The 19,485-nt window shown below is 45.0% G+C and carries 18 protein-coding genes; 9 read left to right on the top strand and 9 right to left on the bottom strand.

All coding sequences use genetic code 11. From position 1 onward, the window contains the following. Window positions 1-82: 82 nt before the first annotated feature. Together ACLWNV_RS14260 and ACLWNV_RS14265 are read right to left on the bottom strand one after the other, a co-directional pair. Window positions 83-1,276: a hypothetical protein gene (locus tag ACLWNV_RS14260; protein WP_413585117.1), complete on the bottom strand. Its 1,194-nt coding sequence runs from the start codon at window positions 1,274-1,276 to the stop codon at window positions 83-85. Between the two features lie 179 nt (window positions 1,277-1,455). Beyond that, window positions 1,456-2,346: a 2-oxo acid dehydrogenase subunit E2 gene (locus tag ACLWNV_RS14265; protein ID WP_413585118.1), complete on the bottom strand. Its 891-nt coding sequence runs from the start codon at window positions 2,344-2,346 to the stop codon at window positions 1,456-1,458. 176 nt (window positions 2,347-2,522) lie between these two features. Between ACLWNV_RS14265 and ACLWNV_RS14270 the strand changes: the two genes are divergently transcribed. The 3 genes from ACLWNV_RS14270 to ACLWNV_RS14280 all read left to right on the top strand — a co-directional run bounded on the left by ACLWNV_RS14270 (window position 2,523) and on the right by ACLWNV_RS14280 (window position 6,053). Next, window positions 2,523-3,104 (top strand): hypothetical protein, encoded by a 582-nt coding sequence (locus ACLWNV_RS14270; protein WP_413585119.1) that lies wholly within the window; start codon window positions 2,523-2,525, stop codon window positions 3,102-3,104. Further along, the gene (locus ACLWNV_RS14275; protein WP_413585120.1) at window positions 3,094-4,389 is read left to right on the top strand and encodes a methyl-accepting chemotaxis protein; all 1,296 of its coding nucleotides are present in this window, start codon (window positions 3,094-3,096) and stop codon (window positions 4,387-4,389) included. The genes ACLWNV_RS14270 and ACLWNV_RS14275 overlap by 11 nt, the downstream gene beginning before the upstream one ends. 83 nt (window positions 4,390-4,472) lie before the next feature. Beyond that, on the top strand, window positions 4,473-6,053 hold the full coding sequence (locus ACLWNV_RS14280) for an FAD-dependent oxidoreductase (protein ID WP_413585121.1): 1,581 nt from the start codon (window positions 4,473-4,475) through the stop codon (window positions 6,051-6,053). 14 nt (window positions 6,054-6,067) lie between these two features. On the opposite strand, the gene ACLWNV_RS14285 is transcribed toward ACLWNV_RS14280, so the two are convergent. Continuing rightward, a complete protein-coding gene (locus tag ACLWNV_RS14285) occupies window positions 6,068-6,241 on the bottom strand; it encodes a hypothetical protein (RefSeq protein ID WP_413585122.1) in 174 nt (57 codons plus the stop codon). 130 nt (window positions 6,242-6,371) lie between these two features. Between ACLWNV_RS14285 and ACLWNV_RS14290 the strand changes: the two genes are divergently transcribed. Then, window positions 6,372-7,268 carry a DUF72 domain-containing protein gene (locus ACLWNV_RS14290; RefSeq protein WP_413585123.1) on the top strand — a complete coding sequence of 299 codons (897 nt, stop codon included), beginning with the start codon at window positions 6,372-6,374 and terminating at the stop codon, window positions 7,266-7,268. Here the strand turns inward: ACLWNV_RS14290 and ACLWNV_RS14295 are convergent. The 3 genes from ACLWNV_RS14295 to ACLWNV_RS14305 form a co-directional block, all read right to left on the bottom strand. Beyond that, window positions 7,249-7,806 carry a flavin reductase family protein gene (locus ACLWNV_RS14295; RefSeq protein WP_413585124.1) on the bottom strand — a complete coding sequence of 186 codons (558 nt, stop codon included), beginning with the start codon at window positions 7,804-7,806 and terminating at the stop codon, window positions 7,249-7,251. The two genes, ACLWNV_RS14290 and ACLWNV_RS14295, sit on opposite strands and share 20 nt — an antisense overlap. A gap of 5 nt (window positions 7,807-7,811) precedes the next feature. Further along, window positions 7,812-8,162 (bottom strand): 4a-hydroxytetrahydrobiopterin dehydratase, encoded by a 351-nt coding sequence (locus ACLWNV_RS14300; RefSeq protein WP_413585125.1) that lies wholly within the window; start codon window positions 8,160-8,162, stop codon window positions 7,812-7,814. An 89-nt stretch (window positions 8,163-8,251) separates the two neighbouring features. Further along, the gene (locus ACLWNV_RS14305) at window positions 8,252-9,085 is read right to left on the bottom strand and encodes a flagellin (protein WP_413585126.1); all 834 of its coding nucleotides are present in this window, start codon (window positions 9,083-9,085) and stop codon (window positions 8,252-8,254) included. Window positions 9,086-9,287: 202 nt separating this feature from the next. Here ACLWNV_RS14305 and ACLWNV_RS14310 point away from each other — a divergent pair, with 202 nt between their 5' ends. From ACLWNV_RS14310 to ACLWNV_RS14325, 4 genes are all read left to right on the top strand, one after another. Beyond that, the gene (locus ACLWNV_RS14310) at window positions 9,288-11,345 is read left to right on the top strand and encodes a S9 family peptidase (RefSeq protein WP_413585127.1); all 2,058 of its coding nucleotides are present in this window, start codon (window positions 9,288-9,290) and stop codon (window positions 11,343-11,345) included. 253 nt (window positions 11,346-11,598) lie between these two features. Then, entirely contained in the window at window positions 11,599-12,192 is a 594-nt protein-coding gene (locus ACLWNV_RS14315) for a YceI family protein (RefSeq protein WP_413585128.1), read from the top strand. 115 nt (window positions 12,193-12,307) lie between these two features. After that, the gene (locus tag ACLWNV_RS14320; RefSeq protein WP_413585129.1) at window positions 12,308-13,204 is read left to right on the top strand and encodes a hypothetical protein; all 897 of its coding nucleotides are present in this window, start codon (window positions 12,308-12,310) and stop codon (window positions 13,202-13,204) included. Between the two features lie 139 nt (window positions 13,205-13,343). Next, window positions 13,344-14,441 (top strand): OmpA family protein, encoded by a 1,098-nt coding sequence (locus tag ACLWNV_RS14325; protein ID WP_413585130.1) that lies wholly within the window; start codon window positions 13,344-13,346, stop codon window positions 14,439-14,441. Between the two features lie 58 nt (window positions 14,442-14,499). Here the strand turns inward: ACLWNV_RS14325 and ACLWNV_RS14330 are convergent, their stop codons facing one another. The 3 genes from ACLWNV_RS14330 to ACLWNV_RS14340 form a co-directional block, all read right to left on the bottom strand. Beyond that, window positions 14,500-16,227 carry an alpha/beta hydrolase family protein gene (locus tag ACLWNV_RS14330; protein ID WP_413585131.1) on the bottom strand — a complete coding sequence of 576 codons (1,728 nt, stop codon included), beginning with the start codon at window positions 16,225-16,227 and terminating at the stop codon, window positions 14,500-14,502. Window positions 16,228-16,368: 141 nt separating this feature from the next. Then, window positions 16,369-17,064, bottom strand: coding sequence for a FliG C-terminal domain-containing protein (locus ACLWNV_RS14335; RefSeq protein ID WP_413585132.1), 696 nt, complete (start codon window positions 17,062-17,064; stop codon window positions 16,369-16,371). Between the two features lie 261 nt (window positions 17,065-17,325). Next, window positions 17,326-18,471 (bottom strand): hypothetical protein, encoded by a 1,146-nt coding sequence (locus ACLWNV_RS14340; protein ID WP_413585133.1) that lies wholly within the window; start codon window positions 18,469-18,471, stop codon window positions 17,326-17,328. Window positions 18,472-18,828: 357 nt separating this feature from the next. Between ACLWNV_RS14340 and ACLWNV_RS14345 the strand changes: the two genes are divergently transcribed. Then, entirely contained in the window at window positions 18,829-19,428 is a 600-nt protein-coding gene (locus ACLWNV_RS14345; RefSeq protein WP_413585134.1) for a hypothetical protein, read from the top strand. Window positions 19,429-19,485 lie beyond the last annotated feature (57 nt).

Below are 19,485 nucleotides of genomic sequence, written 5' to 3' on the forward strand. Positions count from 1 at the left end.
CTTTGAAAAAGATACTCGTACTTGTGAATGAAGAAGCCCGCTTTGCGCGGGCTTTTTACATGGATTATTACTTTTGTGAAATCTACCAAAGGATTGGATTTGCAGCCGCTCCGATGAATGTAAGACCGGTATTCTTGATCAGCGTCGTATTACCTGTGTTGATATCAACGCGAACCAGGTTACCTTGTTCACTGAATCCGTATAGAGCTTTGGATGCGAAACCAAGACCGAAGATGTTTTTCTTATCGAAACATGCGATCTCTTTTTTACTGCCCGTTGCTGGGTCGTATTTTAGAACTGCTTGATTACCACCTTTAGAAGAATTACGACACAACGTCGATGTTTCATTCGTGATAGTCCAATACATCATATTGTCAGGAAGCAACTTCACGTCACCACCGTACATAGTGTATCTGTCCGAGGCAGGAATCAGAACGGTCTTTACTCCGCTTTTTGAAACTTGAATCAAACTGTTCGTTTGCGAAGATCTACCTGGGTCGGTTTCTTCTGAAGTGATCAAGCTTAAGCCATCAACACTTAAAGTCAGACCTACAGAGCGATTTCCAGAAGCTACTAGCGAGCCTTGATAAAGAACGCCTTTGCCCGTGCTTACATCGATCGTATAGATCTTGTTACTTCCGTCGCCGTCTTTCGCATAGACAACACCAGACTTGCTGATAACCATGTCACTGCAAGGCAATTTGTTTCCATTATAAGTCAGGTCAACAGTCTTTAATACATTCCCAGTTGCTGGGTCCAAGCTGTATAGCTTGCCATCCAGGTTACAACCATAGAAAGGTGCTGTTGCAATATCGCTTTCCACAACTTTAATAATGATTTTCGCAGTGGCTTTAAGGTTATTACTATCCGAAATTGTGTAGGCCATCGAAGCCGTACCTACCGATGAAGATACGAAATCATAACTCGAGCCTTTTGACGTTAAAGTCCCCAAGCTTGGAGTACCTACTGAATCCACTTTAAGCATACTGCCCTTATTGGCAGCAATGATACTTGCTTGCGTGATATTCAACGTCACACCTTTATTAACCGCCAGCGTGATATCCACAGCTGACAAAGTCCCCGGCGACGCCGTATCCGGAGTGCTTGGACCATCATTAGGTGAAGCACTGTCTGTTGAATTTGAATTATCTGGAGTCGATGACGCCAATTGTGCCGGCACCTGCGAAAAATTCGCCTGTGAACAGTTTTGAAACGACACAACTGAAACAGCTGCCAACGCGATAAATCCGAAAAGTTGATACTTAGGCATTTTCACCCCATCCCCCTAACCTACTGAGCAATATGCGGACCACTCACTTGTCGGTTCTATTCGTTTTAACTGATGACAAAAGTAACGGTGTCTAAAATGTAGTAGACGTTTCCCGTTCCGCGAAGTTTCCTAAGCGGAATGGATTCTCGAAGTGAGACGCAATATAAGAAAGACCTAAGAACTAATTAAGCCATTTTTAAGGGAAACGAAGAAAGCTTGGGATATGCCGAGGAATTTATCTCGCCAAAATATTTGGAAGGTTCCGCAAAACAACGTTCAAAGATCTTCTGCAAAGCCGCCGCATGAGTTCCATCCATAAAGCGATGGTCAAAGGTGACACCAATACGCGCAACCGGTCTCGCCTCAACTGTTCCTGTATCAGTCACCCAAGCACGCTGTTTGATCTGTCCCACAGTCAGAAGAATCGGCACTTTGGAATATGCCACCAAAGGAGCCCACGCCGTATCCGCCCCCATGCCACCAATATTGGTGATCATGATGGAACCGAAGGCATCACGTGGCATCCCTGCCCAAGTCAGATTGATTCCCAAGTCGTAGTTCAAAAATGATGTTACATTTAGAATCAAACGCATCAATGCCCAAGGTATGAACTTCATGGCGTCCACTGATTTTGTAAGATCACTTTTTGCGCCGCCCTTGATGGCTTTGGATCTGTCTGTCAGATCCTGAGCAATCTGCCCTGCACTTAGATTTTGTGCAGCTCTAACAACGACCCCAGTCAAGGTCGCCTTGCCAACAGGGTCTTCTGGATTTCCAGGGATATTAACCTGATAAAAAATATCCACGTTTTCGCGCAGGTAGATGCGATTGAAACGAATCATCCCGTTGATCTCGGGTCTTTCTTTCATCGCAGTGGCAGCTGCCTTCCCCACAAGGTGCGAAATCGAAAGTTTAACTCCCGTCGCAGCTTCATAAGCCTTCATGTATTCCAGCGCCTGGGTCATATCGATTTCCAGCAAGCCATACACGGAAGGATCTCCAGCTTTATGCCAGGAACCCATCGCTATTTTTCTAAATGCCGAGCCACCCTTGGATAATGTCATTTTTGGTTTCATACCTTCATCCTAAGTTTGATTTTTCACACAGTAAAATGTGAAAGACTCCCCGATATGAAATGCGACTATGGCAGAGTCGAGTTTCTGCAGGACCTTGATCCACTTTCCTTCCCAAAATTTTATAAATAAAAAATATCACGTTAAAGAATGGTCAAAATGACTCCGATCCAAATACTGTGAAAAAGATACTTCTGACATTCATTTTATCATGCTGGGCCCTGGGAACGCTGGGTTTGGTTTCTCAGTTTTATGGCTGGCATCTGATGTCTTTTTCCTCAAATACCTCGCTCGCTTCCAAACAAGCCGGCGCCTGGAGCATCACACACGTTCTTAGTGAGTCCTGTAAATGCTCGGAACAAGTGATGGAGAACCTGATTCAGCGTGGCCCCGCTTCCGATGTGCACGAAGAAGTGATCCTGTTGGGAAAACCTCCGATTCAATTGCAGTCCCTGATTGGCAAAGGTTTTACAGTCCGTCAGATGGACCCGAACGAACTTAAAGAGGACATTTCCAAATTAGGTGTCCCCTTCCTGCTTATCACCACGCCGAAAGGCGAAACGGTTTACGCCGGCGGATACTCTGAAAAGCCCGTTAAAGATGGCGGTCCGATTCGTGACCTGGAGATCCTCGCCAGCCTTCAGGGCAAAGGCGTCGTTAAAAATTTTCCTATCTTCGGCTGCGCTGTCAGTCGCAAGCTTCAAAAATTAGTTGATCCATTTTCAATGAAATACTCAAACCAGGTGACCCATGAACTTTAGACAAAGCTTCACAAGATCCCGATCCAAGATTTTCTTACTAAGCCTGTTTGCGCACTTTCCTGTTTTTTCATACTTGGCTTACACGAATGGGCACAGTCAGTGGATGGCATGGGGAATGGGAATGTTTATTCTTTCAGGTCCCACCATCGCCTATTTATTGGGAGTATCATCGGCCCTGCTGCCTAACCTGCTGGCGTTTTCCTTGATGAGTTTTTCTGGTTTGTTGATTCATCTGGGTAACGGCATGATTGAAATGCATTTCCACGTTTTCGTATCTCTGGCATTTTGTCTTAGCTTTGGATTGCTAACACCGATTTTTACAGCGGCTGCCACGATCGCAGTTCATCACGTGGCATTCTTCCTTTGGTTTCCAAAAAGTGTCTTTAATTATGATGCCGGTTTTGGAATTGTTCTTTTGCATGCGGCCTTCGTTGTGCTTGAAACCGTGCCTTTGATGATGATCGCTAAGCGTTATAGCGTCTTTATTAATATGCAGGATACCACTATCGCCCAATTGACTGAAATCAGCGGTCAAAACTTTGAAGGTTGCACAGTCATCGAAGACACGGGCAGAAAATTAAATGAATCCAGTCAAAAGGTCAGCTCCGAGCTGGAAGAATCACTGCAGAAACTTTCAGAACTTCTAACCCTGGTTACCAACAATTCCCGATCCGCCCAGGAAGCAGAATCACTTTCAACGACATCTAAAAAGGTGGCCTCTGACGGTTCCAAACATATCATGGACCTGATTGAAACCATCAAAAAGGTTTCCACCAGTGCCAACGAAATCAATAACATCGTGACGATCATTGAGGACATTGCCTTTCAAACAAATCTTCTGGCTTTGAATGCTTCCGTGGAAGCTGCGCGCGCCGGTGAACATGGGCGTGGCTTTGGAGTCGTGGCGGACGCCGTTCGCACTCTGGCACAACGCTGTGCCACTTCTGCCAAAGACATCTCTGCCCTGGTTAAAGGCAATGTGGAAATCATTCGCAGCGGGGAACAAAGCGCTGATCTCAGTGGCAAATCACTCAGCGAAATTTTAACTGCGGTAAACCGCGTTCAAACATTAAATTCCGAAATCTCGTCATCCAGCAGCTCCCAGATTAAAGATCTGGAAGCTGTCACGAAACGCATCCACCATGTGGAATCGCTGACATCGCAAAACACAGATTACGCACAAAACCTGAATACGACATCCAATCAGCTACTCAGCGACGCACAAACTTTGAGTGAGTTGGTTAGCAGTATTAAAGACGAATCTGTTGCAACCAAAGCGTCTTAAAAATTTCCCTGCAAAATAACATCTTTCCCCTTCATCATTGGAATGAAACCATGAAGGGGAACTGTTTTTTCAGGGAGATAAATATGGCTTTTGCTCAACAAAAAACTCAGTCTCTTTGGCAAAAAGAAATTGCAATGCCGCAGTTACCACGCCTGCAAAACTCTATCGAAACCGACGTCTGCGTTGTCGGCGCAGGCATTGCGGGACTTTTAACCGCTTATGAATTACTTCAGCAGGGATTCAAAGTTGTCGTCATCGAGCGTGGTCCCCTGGCAAAAGATGAAACCGGGTTTACCACTGCCCACTTGTCTGATGCTATTGACGATGGTTTTGCTCATATCCTTAGAATACACGGCCTTGAAAAACTGCGACTATTTTATCAAAGTCATCGCGCGGCTATTCAGTTGCTGGAAGACATCGTAAAAACAGAGAACATCGACTGCGATTTCAAACGCGTGAATGGCTATCTTTTTCTTTCGCCCGATAAAGAACCATCGTATTTGGCTCAGGAACTGGATGCAGCTCTGCAGGCCGGCGCCGAAGGCGTCAAGATCTCCACAGACTTCACAGAATCATTTTTCAATATGGGAACGGCGCTGCGTTTTGAAAATCAGGCACAGCTGCACCCGCTAAAATTTATCAGTGGTTTGGTCAGAGCCATTCTAAGCAAGGGCGGACAGATTTTTGAGCATAGTAATGCCGAGTACTTTCATGAAGGCAGGAACACGTATGTAAAAGTTACGGACGATTACAAGGTGGAATGCAAGTCCATCATTCTTGCGACCAATGGGCCTACGACCACCAATAAGATTTACTTTAAACAAGCGGCTTACCGTACGTACTGCATTGGCTTTAAGGTGCGCCGAAACAGCATCCCTTCGGCACTCTATTGGGACACTGCCGAGTCCTATCACTATATTCGCACCAATCCCTCAGTTCACGATAACGAAAGTGATATTCTTCTGATCGGCGGTGAAGATCACCGCGTTGGTGAAGGTCATCCTGAAAAAGCTTTTCAAAATTTGGTCGATTGGGCTCAGGAAAGATTGGGAACTCATCTGTCAGAACCAGTGGTTGCGTGGTCTGGCCAGATTCTGGAACCTGTCGACGGAATGGCATTCATTGGCCGTTCTCCCGGAAGAAAACACACCTATCTGATTACCGGGGACTCGGGGCACGGCTTCACCCACTCTGCTATCGCTTCAAAGCTAATAACTGGTTTGATTCAGGGTAAAGAGATGGAGCTCGCCAAGATTTATGATCCGAACCGTTTCGCCATCAAAGCCATGAAGGATTATATTTCAGAAAATGCAAATACGATTCAACAGTATGCCGATTGGGTTTTACCTCACGATGCCGTGGAAACTTTAAAACCTGATGAAGGATGCGTTGTTAATCACGGACTAAAAAGAATCGCGGTTTACAAGGATCCTGAAGGACGGACCTTTAAGATGTCAGCGGTCTGTACTCATTTGGGAGGAGTGGTTAAGTGGAATTCCACCGAAAAGACCTGGGATTGTCCCTGCCATGGCTCTCGCTTTAATAAGTACGGTGCATGTTTACACGCGCCAGCGACTGCCGATTTGAAACCCCTGGATCGGGAGAATATTGAAGTTCCTGACAAAGAAAATCTTAATCAGGAACTTCAATCCAAGTCGGAATAATCTTAAAAGAAAGATTAAACGCGACGACTAGAATCTTTTTTATCATTCATATGCTCGATTTTATCACCGAGATCATGAATGGCTTTGCCAGTTTTAGGAGCTTTTTCAGCCACCTTACTGCCGAGCTCTTCTATTTTATCGCCCGTTTTTTTGGAGAAGCTTTCGTTTTGATTTTTATTTGTAGCCATAACTGCCTCCTGTTTGCCCCATTATAACATCCCCAATGGCAGGAGTTCGAAGTCTGCTGCAAGACAAGCCATCCTCTTAGGACATTAGGGATATAATTGTTGAAAATTTAATCTTAAAGCGAGGATTCTCATGGCTTTACGAATTGGAATTTCCGGATGGGTCTACGAACCATGGCGCGGAGTCTTTTACCCCGAAGACCTGCCAGTAAAGCGTCAATTAAACTATGCAAGTTCAAAAGTTTCTTCCATAGAAATCAATGGATCCTTCTATGCCAATCAAAAGCCAGCCACCTATCAGCGCTGGTCCAACGAAGTTCCCGAAGATTTTTGCTTTTCGATCAAGGCCTCCCGCTTTATCACTCATATCTTGCGTTTAAAAAACTGCGAGAAAGCCCTGGCGAATTTTTTCGCCTCCGGCCTGCTGATCCTGGAGCAAAAATTAGGGGTGATCCTCTGGCAGCTGCCTCCCAGTCTGCGGTTCGATCCCCACGAGTTCGAAGCATTTCTAAAATTGCTCCCCCAAACATTCTCAGAAGCTGTGAATCAGGCGGATCAATCCGAACGCTATGCCAGACACTATTCTGATCACCTTCGCACAAGTTCACGGAAGCTAAAGCACGCTTTCGAGGTTCGCCATCATAGCTTCGAAAATCCGGAATTTATAAGGCTTTTAAAAAAGTATAACTGCGCTTTGGTATTCGCCGACACCGCAGGCAAATGGCCTTATATGGAAGACGTCACCGCCGACTTCATTTATTTACGACTGCATGGTGATGAGGAGTTTTATGTCAGCGGTTACAGCCAGGAATCCCTGCTTTGGTGGGCGAATCGAATTCGCCTGTGGCAAAATGGCACACAGGCAAGGGACGCTCTGACTTTAACTGACAATGCCCCATCAAAAAAGAAACGCGACGTGTTCGTTTACTTTGATAATGACCTAAAAGTGAAAGCGCCGTTTGATGCTCTTACGTTGATGAAAATTCTGAATGCAGAAAAAACTGACAATGTCACAGCATCTCGGCCTTGAACTGGCGGCGCTTGCTCACATGAGAACCGGAAAGCATGAATACCCCGTCCCCGGTGTAGTGAAAGGTTTTAGGATACTTGGGGGTTTTCGGAGCATGAGCTTTAACAACCTCAAAGACGAAGAAATTATACGCATTCAACATCTTTGAATCCACCAGTTTACATTCCAGATTCGCATAGCATTCTTTGATCATGGGAGCAGAAACTTTTTGCGCGGCCACGGGAGTTAATCCGAAGAGTTCAAACTTGTCGACATCCCGTCCAGAGCAATTCCCCACCCCGACTGCGACATCCAGCAACTCCACGGTCGGAATATTAATCACGCAGTTCTTGCTTTTGCGGATCAGCTCAAAGCTGTGATTGGCTGCTGTGATCATGCAACCCACCAGGGAAGGTGAAAACTCCAAAACCGTATGCCACCCCATGGTCATGATATCAGTATCGCCTTTCCAAGATGAGCTGACCATGACGATGGGCCCTGGTTCCAGGAAGCGACGAATCTTCTCCACGGGGAAGTCGTACTTTTTATAATGCTTCATGGTTTCTAATGAGAAACCGGCACAAAGTTGTGACTTGCCACTGCGTCAATTTTCGCAGCACAGATGAAATCATTTTCTGACACTCCCCCCACTGAGTGAGTGTTCAGCATCACCACACAGCGATTGAATGACACCAAAAGATCAGGATGATGATTTTCTGAGTTTGCCACAAAAGCGATGGCATTCACGAAGGCAATAGTTTCGTAGTAATTTGCAAACGAGTAGGTTTTAACGATGTGATTGTCCTCATACGCCCATCCCTTTAATGCCGCCAAGTAGGCGTCAATTTCGGTACTAGGCAAGGCACTTTTAACTTTACGACTTTTCTTTTTTAGAAGCTCAGCAGAGTCAATCATCACTACCTCCTGTCCCCAATCTTAGATTAAGAACGAGTAATAAATAAAGGAATCACTCTGCACTTTGTTTTATCACATACTTTTTAGGATTATCCGATGAGCTTTAATGCCAGTTGATTGGCCGAGTTCGCCTGGCCCAGAACTGACGTTGCTGCCTGTAATAAAATATTATTACGAGTGAGCTCACTGGAAGCAGCTGCCACATCGGTGTCTCTGATACGGCTATTGGCCGCGGAGAGGTTCTCTTGCATCACGCCCAAATTATCAGCGCTGGAAGTCAGTCGGTTTTGCAAAGCTCCCATGTAGGCACGGGTGCCGTTAATAGAAGTTTGAGCATCATCCAAACGTGCTAACGCGCTTTGAGCCGCTTCTTTGGTGTCATAGGATAAACCACTCAAACCTAGAGCATCTAACGTCGCAGATCCCCGACCAGCCTCAAAAGTAATTCTGTCGGATTTTGGGTCATTACCAATGCCCACTTGGAAATCGAAGGCCGGTGCACTGCCATCCAAAAGTTTCGTCGAGCCCCACGTTGTCGTCATCGCGATTCTTTGCACTTCCTCGCGCAACTGCAGGACTTCCTTATTCAGCATTCCACGCTCTTTATCACCGATGGTATCAGAGCCAGCCTGGATTCCCAGTTCACGCAGACGAATAATAATATTGCTGATTTCATTCAAACCGCCCTCAGCAGTTTGAATCATGGAGATACCGTCATTCGCATTTCTTTGCGCTTGTGCCGCGGAACGAATCTGCGCTTTCATATTCTCGGAGATCGCCAGACCCGCTGCATCGTCAGCAGCTTTATTAATACGACTGCCTGATGCGAGCTTAGCCATCGAATCATTCATGATCCGTTGAGTGCCCACTAAATTTCGTTGGGCGTTAATTGCAGCAAGGTTTGTATTAATTCTCATTCCCATGGTCGTCTCTCCAAGAATCTACTCGGGGAAACGTTCTACATACTTCACGAGACTATAGAATGAGTTTTTAGGGAATTTTCGAACTGGACCCGGGAAGAAAAAATCATCTCACAATCTTGTTTCAATTAGATTCAAAACCCTTGGACTTCCTCCACAATCCCCAGTTTAATAGACTCGCTCAACGTCATAAAGGAAGGCTGCAATGAAATCCATCCAGGCACCCAAAGCCGCAAAACATCCGCAAAAATTCAATAACCACAAAGATATCCGGATTGATGATTACTTCTGGATGAAGGATCGTGAACATCCCGAAACTTTGCCTTACCTGCATGCAGAGAATAAGTATTTTGAAGCTCACATGAAGCCTTTAACCGCTTTAAAGAACAAACTCTTTAAAGAGATGAAGTCCCGGATTAAAGAGAATGATTCCACGGTGCCGGCACCAGATGGCAACTATCTTTATTCCAGTCAGTATAAAAAAGGAAAACAGTACGCGATTCACGTAAGAAAACCGCGCAAAGGTGGACGTGAAGAAGTGTACTTCGATGGAAATGCGATTGCTAAAGGCAAAAAGTATTTCATGCTGAATAGCCTGGAGGTTTCACCTAATGAAAACCTTTTGGCTTACGCTGTGGACTTTGACGGCTCCGAACGCTATGCCATTCATTTCAAGGATTTAAAATCCAAGAAAACTCTTCCTGACACAATCACAAACTCCCATGGCGAGTGCGTGTGGGCTAATGACAACAAGACATTGTTCTATGTGGTTCTGGATGCAAATCTTCGCCCTTATCGCGTTTGCCGCCACACCTTGGGTGATGATCCAAAAAACGATGCCATCGTTTACGAAGAAAAAAATTCTGAGTTCTTTGTTCACGTTTATACGACGACAACAAACGATTTCATCTACATCCATACCGGCGGTAAGGTCACGAACGAAGTCTGGTTCCTAAGATCCACGGACCCCCATGGCAAATTTACGTGCGTCGAACCTCGCAAAGAGAAGATGCGCTATGAGGTGATGGATCGCAACGGAGAATTCTGGATTCACACTGATTATAAGGCTGAAAATTATCAGATCATGAAAACGCCGGTGGATAAACCAGCTAGAAAAAACTGGAAAACCGTCATTGCAGCCTCTGATAAGATTTATAAAACTTCAGCGATTCTTTTCTCTGAATTTCTGGTTTTGGAGGAGCGCCAAAATGGTCTTCCGCAGATTCGTATTTATAATATTGAAAAGAAAAAAGACCATCTGGTGTCCTTTGATGATGCTGCCTACGAAGTCAGCGTGGGCGGTGGGAACCGCGAATTCAATACGAACGTTGTCAGACTAAGCTATTCTTCCCCAATTACACCAGATTCCGTTATCGAGTACGGAATGGTGACGCGAAAATCAAAAGTCCTTAAAACCCGCGAAGTAAAGGGTCATAAGAAATCCAGTTACGTCTGTAAAAGAGTATTCGTTAAATCCCATGACGGAGCCAAAGTACCTTTGACCCTGGTCTACAAAAAAGGCTTTAAGCAAAATGGCAAAGCACCAGGCTACCTTTACGGCTATGGCTCCTATGGTGCTATTATCCCAGACGCTTTCCCTGCGCGCCGTGATATTTTCCGTTTGATTGATCGCGGATTTGTATACGCTCTCGCACATCCTCGCGGTGGCTCTGAAATGGGACGCGCATGGTATGAAAACGGCAAGTTCCTTAAAAAGAAAAATACCTTCCTGGATTTCAATGCCTGTGGTGACTATCTGGTGAAAAATAAGTGGGTGGCCAAAGACAAGCTTGCCGCTTGTGGAGGCAGTGCTGGTGGAATGCTTATGGGAGCATGTATGAATATGCGCCCTGATCTTTACACTGCAATCGCAGCTCATGTGCCTTTTGTGGATGTTATCAATACTATGTTCGATAAGGATCTGCCACTTACTCAAATTGAATATAAAGAGTGGGGCAACCCTGCCGACAAAAAGTACTACAACTACATGAAGAGCTACTCCCCTTATGACAATGTCGCTAAGCAATCATATCCCCACCTTTTCGTGACGTGTGGTTTGAATGATCCGCGAGTGACATACTGGGAACCAGCCAAGTGGGTTGCAAAGCTCCGGGAGCTAAAAACCAACGACAACGCGTTGGTCTTTAAAACAAATATGGGCGCCGGGCACTTCGGTGTTTCAGGACGCTTCGACCATCTATGGGAGCAAGCGGAAGAATACGCATTCATCCTAAACGCCTTCGGCATGGCAAAATCAAAATAGCCATTTAGGTACGGACTTACTTCGCTAAGTAAGTCCGTACCTTTTCCATTCCCGCGCATACTTTTTCCGACCTTCATCCTGCTGATTATTCCACCACGTTGATCTGCGGTTTCGTTTTGAGGTCCGAACTTTATTCTTTCTTATTGAAGTTTCAGTTGCGGATTTAGGTATTGGTTTTCTTACAAAATATTGCGATTCAACACTATTTGCTGAATAGTTTAAGGGTTCGTTCTTTACATCAAGGAGAAGTAAAATGATGAAATCTATGATCGCAGCTCTAGTTCTATTGATTGGTTCTTCGGCATTTGCTGCAGACGTTTACAAAGTTGATACCGCAGCAAGCACAGTTGCCTGGAAAGCTACAAAAAAAGCCGGCTCTGCACACAATGGTGGCATCACAGTTAAAGATGGTTCTGTAACTGTTGATAAAAAAGGTGCTGTTACTGGTGGCCAAATTAATATCGATATGGCGACTATCACAAATGAAGACCTGAAAAGCAGCCCAGACTATCAAAAGAAATTGGTTGCCCATCTTTCCAATGCAGACTTTTTTGATGTGACAAAGTTCCCTCTTTCCACTTTCAAAATCGTAAGCATCACGCCTAAAGCTAAAGACGAAGTAACTGTAAAGGGTGAGCTAACGATGATTGGCAAAACAAATCCAATCGAATTTCCAGCAAAAATCACAACCGATAAAGGTGTGATGACTGGTGAAGCCACTGTTAAAGTTGATCGCACAAAATGGGGTCTTAAATATGGATCTGGTAACTTCTTTAAAGAGCTGACTGCAGACAAAATCATCAACGACGAATTCGAAATGACTTTGAAACTGGTAGCAAAAAAGTAATTCATTTCATTTGAATCATGAATACGAAAGGGCGTGCAATCCACGCCCTTTTTCTTATCCAACTCTTAATAGTTCTTCCTTCGCCTAATAAATTTATCTTTGCTAGCGTCGGGCGATGCAAAAATCAATTGCCCTACTCTTCATCGTCGCAACTCTGACTTCCAACTCAGTGCAAGCCGCTAAGACTGTCACAGACTCCTTAGTGACTGATCTCCCCTGCAATAAGGTCACGGCCTCAGAGATTTACAAACGCATGTCGCCACGTCAGTTCTCCTCAGACTTTCATCTTCCAAATGTAAATTGGTCCTACGATGTTAAGGGTGGACTTTATGAACTGGGAGTTTGCTGGTCTCTTTCCCGCGCGCAACGACTGTTCTTTTATCTGGGGCGATGGAATGCTCCTGCTGAATTCTCACGCCCGCAGACTTTGCAGGTTTTGAATATGCTTCGCGGATCTTCAATCTATCCGATTATGCAGAATCAAGAGGCCTATCCCCGACAGGATTTCGGAATTCTGGCAGAGCTGATGCGCGGAGTGGGTGCGAGAGACTTCAAAACGGAAATTGAAAAGTATGAAACCGAACGCTTTCATAAATTTGCCAAGAATTTAAAGCTTATAATTGGAAATGGTTCCCGCAGTAAAAAGAACAACCAGGAATCCAAATCACTATTGGTACAAAATCTGCAAACGAATAAACTAAGCCTGATTGTGATCCGTGCCAGTCGCGTGGCACAACATGTGGTTTTGGTAAAAAGATATCAACGCGAGCAAAATGGGGACATCAAGTTCTGGGTCTATGATTCAAACCGACCGGGACAAGACGCACTATTGACCTATCGACAAGCGGACTCAAGATACTATGCTCCGGGGATTATATATGGAATCGTTCCGCAAAAAGATCTTCATGATCCGGTCGGCGTTTATATAGTGGATGAAAAAGAGCGCGATCCGGTTGAGTCGACATTGGTTCGTCATTACAGCTCTTTGTGCAGTTCATTAAGCCGCAAGTAATGAGACGTCCAGTCGCCTTTTGTACCTGGGCAAACGCTTAAATGATTGATCACACAGATTGTGCCTTAAACGGAAAAAAAATTGCTGTAGCAACATTAGTGTTCATACTGAAGCTGCCATAAACAAGGAGACACGCTTTATGAAAAAACTCATCATCGCAGCATTAATTTGCTCAGGGACTTGGGCCCAAGCTCAGGAAGATCAGTCAGCTACTTCAAGCACGTTGCAGTTCGGACGTGAAGCTACATCAGCAGCCCCAAGGGGCGTACTACCATTTATTGGATTGGGTGGTGGTTACACGGGTTATGATAACTCCGACATCCAAGACGTAGAAGGAACACCGGCATCTGTCAAACTACTGGGATCCTGGTACCTGGAAAGTCCATGGGTATTTGACGTTGGTTACGGTGTGAACAATCAGCAGTTCATCCACTCTACAGCAAGAGATACAGCCAGCACTGAAGGGGCACTAGAAATCGCAGCCCGCTTCCGTACAGCAAATCGCTGGCAGATGGGTGTGGTCGGAAATCAATTTTTTGACCAGGGTGTGAACTACGCATCATCACAAGGTGACGCTCAGTTCGTAGGTCTGCAAGGTTTGAAAGAATTCGACATGGGTCAGGCATGGTTGGGTCGTGTGGGTCTTCGTGCCCAAAGCTTAACAAGCAACATGGGCGACCTTGTTATGATGTACATGGTGGACCTGCAAATGGGTTGGAATCCAAACGCTTACCGTACTTCGGTAAGATCAACTGCAGCTGAGGAAACTTTTGAAGAAGACTTGGTAGCAGACACTGAAACAGCTCGTCCGGTTGCTGCAGCTGAACCTGCACCAATCCTGAATGACGTAGCTCTTTCCAGCCTGATCGCAGGAAACTCATCCATCAACTTTAACACGTCACAAGTTGCCCTTACAGGTGCTGACCAACAAAGAGTGCAACGATTGGCGAAAGCTTTGGATGAAAACTCCAATCTTTACGAAAGAGTTGAGATCCGTGGTTATACGGATGCAACAGGCTCCAGTGAAATCAATGATCGTATCTCCCAACGTCGTGCTGACACTGTAGCCAGCGCTTTGGAAAGATACGGCATGGATTCTTCTAAAATCACTGCTGTAGGCAGAGGTTCTGAAGGTGCTTCGGGCGGCAAAAACTCATCTGATCGTCGCGCAGAACTAGTGTTCATCGGCGTAAAAGATGAAGCTGCACTTCGCAACGCACTTTCTTCTGTAGAATAATAGCTGAAGTAAAATAGAAACAAAAAGGCAGCTTCTTTGATGGAAGCTGCCTTTTCTTTTATTCAAAATGTGGACGCCAACTGAGATTGAAGGCGGAAGCACTGGTTCCATTCAATGGTTTACCTTCCGTCACGAATTCAACCTTGGCATTAAACTGTCTGGTCAGGGCTTGAGCCTCGACATCATTTGCTGGTACGCGGGCCCCAAGGCTTGTCAGTGATTTTACCGGCACTGTCACTTGACGGGTCGTCAAACAACTTTTCGCTGATTCACTGTAAGGGTCCTTGTGATAGCAGGTCTTGTTCGCCACAGAATTGAACATCTTAAAGGTCACAGTGACGTTGCTTGAATTCGCTTCAAACTTCCAGGACTGTCCTACGTGCTGATACACGTTTGGAATTTTATTAAATCCAAATTTCCAGGGCATTTGAGAGCGCTTATAAGACGCCGCAAATTCCGGACTGTGGGACATAACGAAACTTCTTAATACCATTGCCGCCGTTTGATATCCATAAGCCGCGGAAAACGCGCAGTGGTTTCCGTAGTTCACGTTGATCACACCGACATTGGCAGCTTTTTCATAATAATCATCAAACTCAAACACCTGAGTATTCAGTTTATTACTGACGACATTGTCATCCTTGGATCCCCACACCATCAAAGGCGTTTGAATTTTATGCGGGATATTCCAGAAATTATTATCATAGAAAAACTCTGCAGGAGTAGTACTTGCAACGCCCCGTCTTTGCATCGAGGTGGTTGCCATCTCACCTAAGTAAGCCGGCATGTGCTTACGACCTGGAAGACGATCTTCTGAAACCATGTCGGGAATATCTGTCAGGTATTTGCGAGCAGAACGGAACTGAGCGCGCGTCATCAGATTAAATACCGGTCCCACCAAATTGCTGCTGTATAGATTTTCCAATGTTGGCTTCAAAGAGATCACCGGGCAAATCGCCGTCGCTGAACTAAAAACCTTTTGCCCATTGAACGTAGGATAAATGTCATTGAATGCAGCACCATAAACTGCAGCATTTCCACCCAGACTCATCCCCATCAAGTGCATGCTGGAAATGCGATCGCGATGTTCCCATTTTTCACGCAGCCATTTGCCTGCAATCAGGGACTCGTAACCTTCACTCCAACCACCCAATGAAAAGTGGCCATTCACTTTCAGATAGTCCAGACCCGTTTGATTCGCCAGCAGCACCACGTTATATGGAGACAGGTCGAATAACTGGATCAGGAAGGTCTTCATAAATGCATTTTGATCTGCACCACAGAAAACTCCACACTTCATCACTACCAAAGGACGTGGACGCGGATCCTGTTTTAGTCCCACAATTGCTGGTACAACGACACCGTTTTCCAAAGGGATGTTCAGCGTTTTGATTTGTGGATGTTTGAAAAAGCGGTACTCGTCCAAAGCCATTTTCGCCAGACTCAACAAACCTTTCGGAGAGTTATGAGCAAGTTCACTTTGGCAGGACTGCATATATTGTTTGATAAGCTTTGCGTGTTCATGGGGACTTCGTTTTACGGATAACAACTTGTCCTCAAAGAACTTAGGATCACAAGAAGGAGCAATGTCCTTGTTGTTCTCCGCTTTGGGAACCTTCTCAAAGATCCCCATCGCCGAAACCGAATCCGGATCCAGGGCCTTTGTCAGCTCCAACAAGAAATCAGATTCATTCTGTTCCTCGTTGATTATCGAGACTTGCGCCAGGGCTTCATTGCCCAACACGACGAAAGATAATGCGATAATTGCGGTTCTTAGAAAAACCATTTAGTACACCTCACGTGCTTCAAATGGCTTATCGGACTAAAGGTAACTGGATTAATGGCAGTCCCCTGTTTGTCTAATCGGTTGACGAAAACAGGAAATCTGTGGAGTTAATATTCAAATTGAAACCCGACGATCGTCGGGCTATGCGATCTTTTTGATCTGCGCGAGCTTGTCCTTTAATACTGTGTTTTCATGCTTCAAGGCATTTACCTCGGAAGACAACTGATTCACTTTTCTTTTTAGAAATTCAGCTTCCTGATTTACTGCCGTCGATGGAGTTCCATCGGACTCACCCACGATATTGGGTTTCATATCTTTCTTGGCAGCATCGGTTAACGGAGCAGATCCAATATTAAACGATGTGGTATTCAGAATCTCTTCGATGTTTTCCGGAATATGTAATTCGGGATCCACCTTCTCAAGTCGAATGATACCCTGGCCAATAAAGCCGCGCACCTCAGTCAGCATTTTAGAGACACACGTTCCCTTTTCTGCCGGCGTGGGCGAGGCCTCTGCCATTAGATCAGTGATCTTTCTTTTGGAAATCGGTGGCAGACAACTTAATAGATTATCAATCTGTTCTTGAGGATTGCCATGAAGAGCATACGCCAGAGTCGTCGGTTGCACCCGCGAGAAGATCTCGACTAAGTACTGGCCTTCCCAGCTATAGACTCTTGCGATAGTAAGAATTCTTTTGCGAAGTGCTTCTTCCCAAACCGGATTCTCGCCCGCAATCAAAGTTAGAAATTGCTCTCGTTTAGCTGTTGGTGATGTTTCCAACAACTGAAGCAATTGATAAAAGCCGCCCTTTTTTTTGTATCTATCTAGCATTCCCATATTTGTTATATCGGAAACGACTTTCAAGACTAAAGGATTAAGACCACGTAATTTGGTCTAGGTCCGGTCATTTTCCTTCGACCTGAAATCTTCCTCACCTTCCGCAATCCCTCTATTGTCTAAAACTTTCTCATTAATTTAAACATTTATCGAAGGTCGTCTCATCTCAGGTCGGAATCTGCTTCAAAATGAAAAAGGGCACAGTCGATAAGACTGCGCCCTTTAAAATAAATTGTTTGAATTTTTCAGCCGAAATTTTTTTTACAAACCACACTGATAAGACAAGTTTACCGTAGTGCCCGGAGACAGCGTCTGGCCCAGTGTTAAGACCGTACCATTTACAGAGTGCGCCACCGAAGTGCCGCCAACTTTAACTGTCAGATTCTCTGGATTAGCACAGTTCAAAAGAATGTCTTTGATCTTAGCTTGGATCGAGGTCTGAATAGTGCCCAACTGACCTGTGTAATCAGAAGAACAGATATCTGCAGCGACACCCCAAGGGCGGCTTACGTTAGTAAATGACAAGTAAGCAGAGCCAATGGAACCCGGGAACAATCCTTGAGTTTGCTGATTAGGATTATCGCCAAGCACCTGAGCATTTTGTTGAGCCAGACAGTTGTTGTCTTTAACCACGATCGCGTGGATCGACAAAGAGCTATACTTGATGTTGCCAAGGTAAGTTTGCACTGATTTCGGCAATGACGCCGGTTGATCCAAACTTGCCAAAGGGAAAGAACCATCAGAGTACTTACCGCTTCTTTCGTCTTCGTCAGATACAAAGATAATCGACAAGTGAGCATCCGAACGGATGAAGCTGTTTGGATTTTTCTGAACAATCAAATTCGCATTGTAGATACCGCGCTCATCACCCGATGGGCAGTTCGCATTATAAGCATTTACATAAGTCTGTGTATTGATCGAATTAAAGCCATTGTTTCTTAGGTAATTTGCCACCCAGTTTTCACAGTTCTTAGTTTCAGTTCTTTGAATCGCGGAGTTGAATAGTGAAATTCTGTTTCCATTTGTAGGAGTGATATATTTAGAACCGTCACCAAACGAGATCAACTGACCACCCATGGAGTGAGCTCCACCGCTGATATCTGTTGTCGTGATCGCAATTCGATAATCAACTTTGGCTGCATCCAGATTTTGAATAAAGTTAGCAAAGCGAGGAGCCAGGCGCTTTTGTTCAAAAGACATCGAAGCTGAGTTGTCGTTGACGATGAGGATATCGACTTTACCTGCGCCGGCAGTAACCGGGTAAGAGTAGGCCTTCTTGTTGTTTTGAACAACACAGTCGGTATCTGCATTACAGACAGCACTGCTAACACCGAATTTAACCGGGGAGCATCCCACGTAAAATCCAGCGATAAACGCCAGCACTGTTAGTTTGGTAAGTGTTTTCATAGGCACACCTCTCTCACCTGGATATATCCAATCTCAATGCCAGTTTTGGCAGATCAGCGTAAATACCGGGAATTATGTGCTATTTATGATTTCACCAGATTCCACTGCCCCTCTCTCAATTGTCGATATCCTTGACAGTAGCCCCTTAAGGGCGCTCTTTCTTGTGGAATTTCAGCAATTTAGAGTCACAAAGCACCCTAGCCCGAAGGAGCGATTTTGGTCCCCTCGGCGAAAGCCTTTGAGCCCCTGCCAAAACTTTCCAATAATATATAAGGACAAACTCGAAATTCCTGACCAAGAAAGCCGTTGTCAGAAATATCGATTCAAGCAACAGGGAATCTGGGTAGAAGGGCAACTATGATTTACAAGTTTATTGGTACTCTGGTTATTTTAGCAGCAGGAGTCCTTGCCTTCTTGATCGTTCAAGACAACCCAACAGCTAATTTCATCAAGGGTACCGTTTCCTCCCAGGCAAACTGCATTCAACTAACTCCCGCTCAACAGCTGATTAAACTGATAAATGACGATATCGATGGTTTAAAAAAAGCCGGACAACTACCAAAAGAGTGGCAATCCATCGCTACGATAGAATACCAAGTAAGATCCGACCTGGCCCGAACGCTTCTAGGAAGCGAAAAGCTATCTCTACAAAGAGTCAAAGAAGGTAACTACTATTTAGAAGTAGAAGTTTTAGATATGCCCGACGAAAAAGACCCAGGCATCATCCTGCAAATGAGTTTGAAAGACATAAAAAGCAAAAACAAAATCTTCGAAATCGGCCGAACCTACCTGATGAGCACCCTCAACAGACAATCCCCACCAACAGAATCAACTCCGCCACCGCAGCAACAGCAACAGCAACAGCAACAGCAACAGCAACAGCAACAGCAACAGCAACAGCAACAGCAACAGCAACAAAATCCTGCAGCTGCTGTCAGTCCGACAAGTACAAAATAATTAAAATAAACTATTTATTATTTATATTTCAGACATAAAAAAACCCGATCTGTTTCC

Origin of the sequence: Bdellovibrio sp. HCB274 (assembly GCF_047306075.1) — a bacterium.
Taxonomy (GTDB): Bacteria; Bdellovibrionota; Bdellovibrionia; order Bdellovibrionales; family Bdellovibrionaceae; genus Bdellovibrio.